The organism is uncultured Abyssibacter sp. (assembly GCF_964000955.1).
Lineage (GTDB): Bacteria > Pseudomonadota > Gammaproteobacteria > Nevskiales > OUC007 > Abyssibacter.
The window spans coordinates 1-7,386 of sequence record NZ_CAXFCL010000082.1 but is presented as its reverse complement, the minus strand read 5'-3'; the positions used below and the strand labels follow the sequence as shown (position 1 = coordinate 7,386).

Here is a 7,386-nt window from a genome sequence, read left to right as displayed (position 1 = left end):
CACGGCTCGGCGCCGGATATCGCCGGTCAGGACAAGGCCAATCCCCTGGCCACGATCCTGTCGCTGGCGATGCTGCTGCGATACAGCCTGAACGAACAGGTGATGGCCGATGCCGTGGACGACGCCGTGGCCGATGTGCTGGCCGCCGGCCTGCGAACGGCTGATCTGCAACAGGACGGCGGTTCCAGCATCGGCACGGTCGCCATGGGCGACGCCGTGATCGACGCGCTCGAACGCGGTGCCGCCTGACAATCCCAAACATTGAGAAGAACAGACATGAGCAAGACATACGATGTGGCCGTCGTCGGCGCGACTGGCGCGGTGGGCGAGGCGATGCTGTCCATCCTCGCCGAGCGGAAATTCCCCGTCGGCGAGGTCTACGCGCTGGCGAGCGAACGCTCGGCCGGTGAGCGCGTGGTTTTCGGCACGCGCCATCTCAAGGTGCAGAACCTGGCGGACTTCGACTTTTCCAAGGTGCAGATCGGCCTGTTCTCGGCCGGCGGGTCGGTGTCGGCCGAGTACGCCCCCAAGGCCGCGGCCGCGGGCTGTGTCGTCATCGATAACACCTCCCACTTCCGCTATGACGATGACATCCCGCTGGTGGTGCCCGAGGTCAACCCGGAGGCACTGGAGGGGTTCGAGCGGCGCAACATCATCGCCAACCCGAACTGCTCGACCATCCAGATGGTGGTCGCGCTCAAGCCCATCGATGATGCCGCGCACATCGAGCGGATCAACGTCGCGACCTACCAGGCCGTGTCGGGCACCGGCAAGCCGGGTATCGAGGAACTGGCCTCGCAGACCGCGCGCCTGCTCAACGGCATGGAAATCCAGCCGCCCAGCGCCTATCCCAAGCAGATCGCGTTCAACGCGCTGCCGCATATCGACGTCTTCCAGGACAACGGCTACACCAAGGAAGAGATGAAGATGGTGTGGGAGACGCAGAAGATCATGGGGCGGTCGGACATCCGCGTGAACCCCACGGCGGTACGCATCCCGGTATTTTTCGGGCACTCCGAGGCGGTGCATCTGGAGTTGCGTGAGCCGCTGTCGGCGCTGGACGCCAGGGAGCTGCTGGAACGCGCTCCGGGCATCGTGGTCGTCGACCGTCACGAGGACGGCGGGTACCCCACGGCGGTGACCGAGGGCGTGAACAACGATGCGGTCTACGTCGGTCGCATCCGTGAGGACATCTCCCATCCGAACGGACTCAACCTCTGGATCGTTTCCGACAACGTTCGCAAGGGCGCGGCACTGAACAGCATCCAGATCGCGGAAACCTTGGTTGCCAGAGGTTTCTAAGGTATAACAGCGAGTTAACGCGCCTAATTCATGCCGGGGGTAGGTCGACCGACGGCGCAGTCGCCAGGGGGAAGTCGACAGGATCATGCGTTTACTCGCCGTTTTGCTCGCGGTTGCGAGTTCCAGTCTCGTCTTTCGGGCGGATGCGCTTGCGCTCGGCGATATCGAAGTGCGGTCCATGCTCAACGAGCCCCTGGACGCCCGTGTGCCGCTGGTCGCGGCCTCCGCCTCGGAGCTGAGCACCCTGGTGGTCAGCCCGGCCTCCGCCGCCGCGTTCGAGACGGCGGGCCTGGAACTGACCAGCTACGTCGCGGGATTGCAGTTCGAGGTCGTTTCCGGAACGCCGCCATTCGTCCGCATTCGCGGTCGCACTCCGGCGCGCGAGCCGTTCCTGGATCTGCTGCTGGAGTTCAGCTGGGGTAGCGGCCGCCTGCTGCGTAACTACACCGTGCTGCTGGACCCGCCAGCCATAGCCTTCGAGCCCGTGGCACAGGCCGAACCCGCCCCGGAACCACCCCGGACGGAAGCGCCGGTCACGGATGTGGCGCCACCGTCTCCCGCGCCACAGCCGGTGCCCGAGCCCCAGGTCAACACACCACAACCGGTGACCGATCCCGCATTCAACGAGGGTGTCGGCTGGGTTGAGGACGTGCCGCCGGCGCCCACGCCATCCGCGCCGACACGTCGTGAACCGGCGCCTTCGGCCCCCTCGGTCAGCAATGACGGCTCGAGCCGATACGGCCCGGTCGACAAGAAGGAAACCCTCTGGAGCATCGCGTACCGGTTGCGGCCCAGCCTGTCGCTGACCATGGACCAGATGCAGTTGGCGATGTTCTACGCCAACCCGGAGGCCTTCGACGGCAATCTGAACACGCTGAAGGCCGGCGCGATGCTGTCCGTGCCGTCAGCCGCCGACATCGCCAGCATCGATCCGGCAGCGGCCAAGCAGGAGGTCGCGCGCCAGCGCAACACCTATGTGCCGCCTCCGGAGGCAACCCGCTCGACGCCTCCGGCCGCCAGGCCGGCGCCTGTGACCCGGTCCAAGCCCAAGCCGGTGGTTGAACCCGAACCGGCGCCGACAATCGCGGAAGCCGAGCCGGAACCGAAAGCGGAACCGGCGCCGCCCGAACCCGAGCCGGTGACGGAAGAGCCCTCCGCGGCTCAGACGCCGGAGCCGGCCCCGGCCGAGGAGTCGGAGACCGTGGCCGAAGCCGCCACGCCGCCCCGGGAATCACAGCCGGCGACGCCGGAACGGCCCATGAGCGCGCTGGAACGCCTGCGGGCGCAACAGGCTGGCCGGGCCGTGCCCGAGCCGACGCCGTCCGAGTCCGTGACGGTGGACGACGAGCCCGCGGAACCCCAGGCCTCCGAGCCGGAACCCGAGCCCGCCGCACCGCCGCAGCGTCCACGCCAGCCAATCGCCGCTCCCGCGCCGGTTGACGACGAGGGCGGGTTCCCGTGGTTGATCGCATTGCTGGTCCTGCTCGTTGGCGGCGGGGCGGGCTACTGGTTCTGGAAGCGCCGTCAGGCCGGTGAGGAATCCACGCCGACCTGGCCCAGCGCGCCCGCGTCGACAGTGGCGGCGGACGAGGAGCCGGAGCCGGCCGCCGAGCCTGACGAGCCGGTCGATGCGCCGGATGAGACCGATGACGCCGACCTGCTGTCGGCGACGGCCGTGTTCGATGCCGATGACACCGTGGCGGACGAGCCGGCGGAGTCAGACGCCGCGGATGATCTGGACGCCACGGCGATTTTCGATGCCGGCACCGCCGCGCCGCCGGTGGATGAGGCGCCAGAGCCCACGCCGGCGTCGGAATCCACACAGCAGTTCCATTCCGAGACGATCACCATCGACGTCAGCGGCGACGATCCGGTGGCGGAAGCGGATTTCCATCTTGCCTACGGCCTCTACGAGGAAGCCGCGCTGCTGTTGCAGCAGGCGATGGACGCCGATCCCGCCCGCGCTGACGTCAAGGCCAAGCTCGCCGAGGTTTATTTCGCGGCCAGTGACCGTGATCAGTTCGTCGATCTGGCTGCACGGACAAAGGACGACCTGCCCGCCGCCGAATGGCAGCGAGTGGTCATCATGGGCCAGCAGCTGGCTCCGGATGAGCCGTTGTTCCAGCAGGATGAGACGACGGACTTTGACGACGGCGGCATCGATCTCGACTTTGATGCCGATCCGGCGGCCGAGGCTGCACCGGCCACCGATTTCGATCTCGGGGATTTCGAGGGCGACGAGCAGCCCGCGGCGCCGGATGATGATCATTCGCTGGAGTTCGACATCGAACCGCCGGTGGTTGATGAATCCGCTGACGAGGCGCCGTCTCCGGACAATGACGACCATTCGCTGGAATTCGATCTCGAAGGGTTCGAAAGCGAAACTCCGGTCGACGAAACCGCGGAATCAACGGTGCCCGACGACGTGCCCACCGGCGCACCGCAGACTGACGTCGAAGCGGATATCCAGGATCATCTCGCCTTCGACATCGACACGATGACGTCGGACGAACCGCTTTATCCGGATGCTGGCGAGAGCGAGCAGACCGCGGATGACGTGCTGGCCGATCTGGGTGACTTTGAAGTCGGTTCGACGGACGACGGAAAGGTCGGTGACGCGCCGCAGGACGGCGACGACACGGCGGTCGAGACGCCTGAATCCGGAACAGGGGAGGCGCCCTCGATGGAGCCGGAGAGTCCCGGACCCGAGTCGATGGCCGGCGATCTGGCACAACCGGAAACCGGGGCCGACGATGCGGACTTTGGTGACGGCGAGGATTTCCTGGGTGATCTCGACGATTTCGTCGTTGATGCTGACGAACAACCCTCCGTCGAGCCTGACGGGCTGACCGCGGGTGGCGATGAGCCGGCGGATATGGACGATGGCGAGAGCACCGATTCCGCTGCTGGTGACGATGTGGCCTTTGATTTCGACCTCGATGATTTCGATCTCGAGGGCGAGACGAGCGCCGCCGCGGACGAGAGCGCAAGTGCCGCGCCCGACGAGGCTGAGGTGGATCTGGCCCAGTTCGATCTGGATTCGGATGCTCCGGTCGAGCCGGAGCAAGCGCCCTCGGAGGATGCCGCCGATTTCGATCTGGACGCCATGCTGGGCGACGACGGTGGCGATGACATGCCATCGCTGGCTGGCGACGACGGCGATGTCGGCAGCAAGCTGGATCTCGCCCGGGCCTATGTGGACATGGGCGACGCCGAGATGGCCAACACCCTGATCGACGACGTGCTGGCCGGCGGCAGCGACGAGCAGAAGGCCGAAGCTTCGGCACTGCGCGAGCGGCTGTCCGGAGGCGCGTAGTCCGCACGCCGACATCGAGCGGCTCGACGGTCTCCAGCCGGCGAGTCGTTATCATCTCCGATCGATTTCCGTCTCGAACACCTTGTCCGTTTCGACGCCCGATCTGAATCCGAGCTGGCGTGCGCCGTCGGCACCGGTCCGGCTGGTCACGCTGCTGCTGCTGGCGGTCGGCCTCATGCTGGTCGATCTGCGGGCGTTGTTCGCCTTCGCCTGCGTGGTTGCCCTGATGTTTGGCTGGGAACGTGGTTTCGGGGCGCTGGCCGGCTGGCTGCGCGCGCTGTGGCAGCTCAAGTGGCTGTTTTTCGCGCTTGCCGTGCTGTATCTCGGCTTCACGCCCGGCACACCGCTGTTGCCCTGGATTGAGCGGCCAACGCTGCAGGGCACGCTGGAGGGCGCCCACCGCGGACTGATTCTCGCCACGCTGCTGATGGCCGTGCACTGGCTGGTTCGCCCGGTGCCCACCGAGGCCCTGGCGGGTGGAATGATCTGGCTGACCACGCCATTGCGGCGCCTCGGTTTGCGCACCGACAGGTTCGCGGCGCGACTGGCGATGACCCTGCACCGCGTTGGTGAACTGCAGGAGCAGGTCGGTGCACTGCGCGGAGCCGCCCGACGCGGCTGGCTGGACACGGCGGCCGACCTGATCCGCGGCATCGAGCAGCCGCCGGAGGCGCGAAGCTCCGGGCAGAGTATCGCGCTCCCGTCGCCGCGCGCCGGTGAATGGCTGATCCCGGCGTTGCTGGCCGGCTGGCTGCTGCTATGGATGCTGCTTTGATGCGCTATGCCGCCGGCGTCGAGTATCTGGGCACGCGCTACGCGGGCTGGCAGGCGCAGAAGCACGCCCGTGGCGTACAGGCGGAGGTAGAAGCCGCGCTGAGTTTCGTCGCCAATGCATCCGTGGAGGTGGTCTGCGCCGGTCGAACCGATGCCGGCGTGCATGCACTGGGGCAGGTCATCCATTTCGACGCACCGGTCGAGCGCCCGGCGCACAGCTGGATGCTGGGCGCGAACACCCGCATGCCGGACGACGTGAGCATCCGCTGGGTGAAGGCCGTGAACAGCGACTTTCATGCGCGTTACACCGCGATCGGTCGGCGCTACCGCTATGTGATCCACAACACGCGCTCGCGGTCGGCCATCTGGTGCGACCGGGCGGCGTGGTGGACCTATCCGCTGGACGCGGAGCGCATGCACGCCGCCGGACAGGTGTTGCTGGGCGAGCATGACTTCAGCTCGTTCCGGGCGGCCGAGTGCCAGTCCAGCACGCCATGGCGCCGCGTCGAGGCGCTGCGCGTGCGTCGGGAGGGCGCATTCGTCCTGATCGACATTCAGGCGAACGCCTTTGTTCATCACATGGTGCGAAACATCGCCGGTACACTGCTGGAAATCGGGCAGGGCAAGCGCGAGGTGGCGGCGATGGCCGACATTCTCGCCGCGCGCGATCGCAAGGTCGCGGGTGTGACCGGCCCGGCGGGCGGTCTTTATTTCGTCACCGCGCTTTATCCGCCTCCGTACGCCTTTCCGGCGGCGGACGGCGACGGACCACTTTTCGGATTTCCATGCGACGAACGCGAATCAAGATCTGCGGACTGACGCGGCCCGACGATGTCGACGAGGTGGTGCGGGCCGGCGTTGATGCCATCGGCTTGGTCTTCGCGCCGGGCAGCCCGCGACGGGTCGATACCGACCTGGCCGTCGCGCTGCGCCGTCGGGTTCCAGCGCTTTGCACCTGCGTGGCGCTGGTCATGGATCAGGCCGCCTCCGAGATTGAACAGATCGTTCGGGCGGTTCGACCCGACATGCTACAGTTTCATGGTGCGGAAACCGCTGAAGAATGCGGTCAATTCGGGCTTCCCTACATCAAGGCGATGGGCCTGGGCGGCCGTCAGCCGGTCGACCTTGGCAGCCATCCCGACGCGCTGGTTCTGACCGACAGTCACGCACCCGGCGGTGCCGGCGGGACCGGACGGACCTTCGACTGGACACGCGTGGCGGACTGGGCCCGCCGCCGGCCGCTGATGCTGGCTGGAGGGCTGAACGCGGACAACGTCGAACAGGCCATTCGCGTGGTGCGCCCGTGGGCCGTCGATGTCAGCAGTGGTGTCGAGGAGGGTCCCGGCCTGAAATCCGCCAATCGCATGCAGGCTTTCATGAGAGCAGTACAACGTGCCGACCAATCCGACGACTGATCAGACGAAGCCCCCGGCGCCAGGCCACTTTGGCCCCTACGGCGGGTCCTTCGTCTCCGAAACGCTGATCGAGCCGCTCAACGCGCTGATCGAGTCCTACAACCGTCTCAAGGAAGATCCGGCGTTCCGCGCGGAGCTCGATGCCGATCTGGCCAATTACGTGGGGCGGCCGACACCGCTTTACTTCGCCGAACGGCTGACCCGCGAATACGGCGGCGCGCGCATCTTCCTCAAGCGTGAGGACCTGAACCACACCGGTGCGCACAAGGTGAACAACACCGTGGGGCAGGCGATGCTGGCCAGCCGCATGGGCAAGACCCGGATCATCGCCGAGACCGGCGCCGGCCAGCACGGCGTGGCCACCGCCACCGTGGCGGCACGCCTGGGGCTCAAGTGCGTGGTCTACATGGGCGAGGAGGACATCGCGCGCCAGTCGCCCAACGTCTACCGGATGCGCCTGCTGGGCGCCGAGGTCGTGCCGGTGACCTCCGGCTCGCGCACGCTCAAGGACGCGATGAACGAGGCGCTGCGCGACTGGGTGGCGAATGTCGACGACACCTTCTACATCATTGGCACCGT

The 7,386-nt window shown here is 67.0% G+C and carries 7 protein-coding genes; all 7 read left to right on the top strand.

The window, feature by feature from the left end; all coding sequences use genetic code 11:
* Window positions 1-249: isocitrate/isopropylmalate family dehydrogenase (locus tag ABNS06_RS03850; protein ID WP_348672676.1), on the top strand; the 249-nt coding region annotated here is incomplete at its 5' end.
* A 27-nt stretch (window positions 250-276) separates the two neighbouring features.
* Entirely contained in the window at window positions 277-1,302 is a 1,026-nt protein-coding gene (locus ABNS06_RS03845; RefSeq protein ID WP_348672674.1) for an aspartate-semialdehyde dehydrogenase, read from the top strand.
* An 85-nt stretch (window positions 1,303-1,387) separates the two neighbouring features.
* Window positions 1,388-4,618, top strand: coding sequence for a FimV/HubP family polar landmark protein (locus ABNS06_RS03840; protein ID WP_348672673.1), 3,231 nt, complete (start codon window positions 1,388-1,390; stop codon window positions 4,616-4,618).
* A gap of 82 nt (window positions 4,619-4,700) precedes the next feature.
* A complete protein-coding gene (locus ABNS06_RS03835) occupies window positions 4,701-5,393 on the top strand; it encodes a hypothetical protein (RefSeq protein ID WP_348672672.1) in 693 nt (230 codons plus the stop codon).
* Window positions 5,393-6,211 carry a tRNA pseudouridine(38-40) synthase TruA gene (gene truA / locus ABNS06_RS03830; RefSeq protein WP_348672671.1) on the top strand — a complete coding sequence of 273 codons (819 nt, stop codon included), beginning with the start codon at window positions 5,393-5,395 and terminating at the stop codon, window positions 6,209-6,211. Before ABNS06_RS03835 ends, truA begins: the two co-directional genes overlap by 1 nt.
* Window positions 6,178-6,807, top strand: a complete 630-nt coding sequence (locus ABNS06_RS03825; RefSeq protein ID WP_348672670.1) for a phosphoribosylanthranilate isomerase — start codon at window positions 6,178-6,180, stop codon at window positions 6,805-6,807. The genes truA and ABNS06_RS03825 overlap by 34 nt, the downstream gene beginning before the upstream one ends.
* On the top strand, window positions 6,785-7,386 hold a 602-nt coding region (locus ABNS06_RS03820), incomplete at its 3' end, for a pyridoxal-phosphate dependent enzyme (protein WP_348672669.1). The genes ABNS06_RS03825 and ABNS06_RS03820, both read left to right, overlap by 23 nt.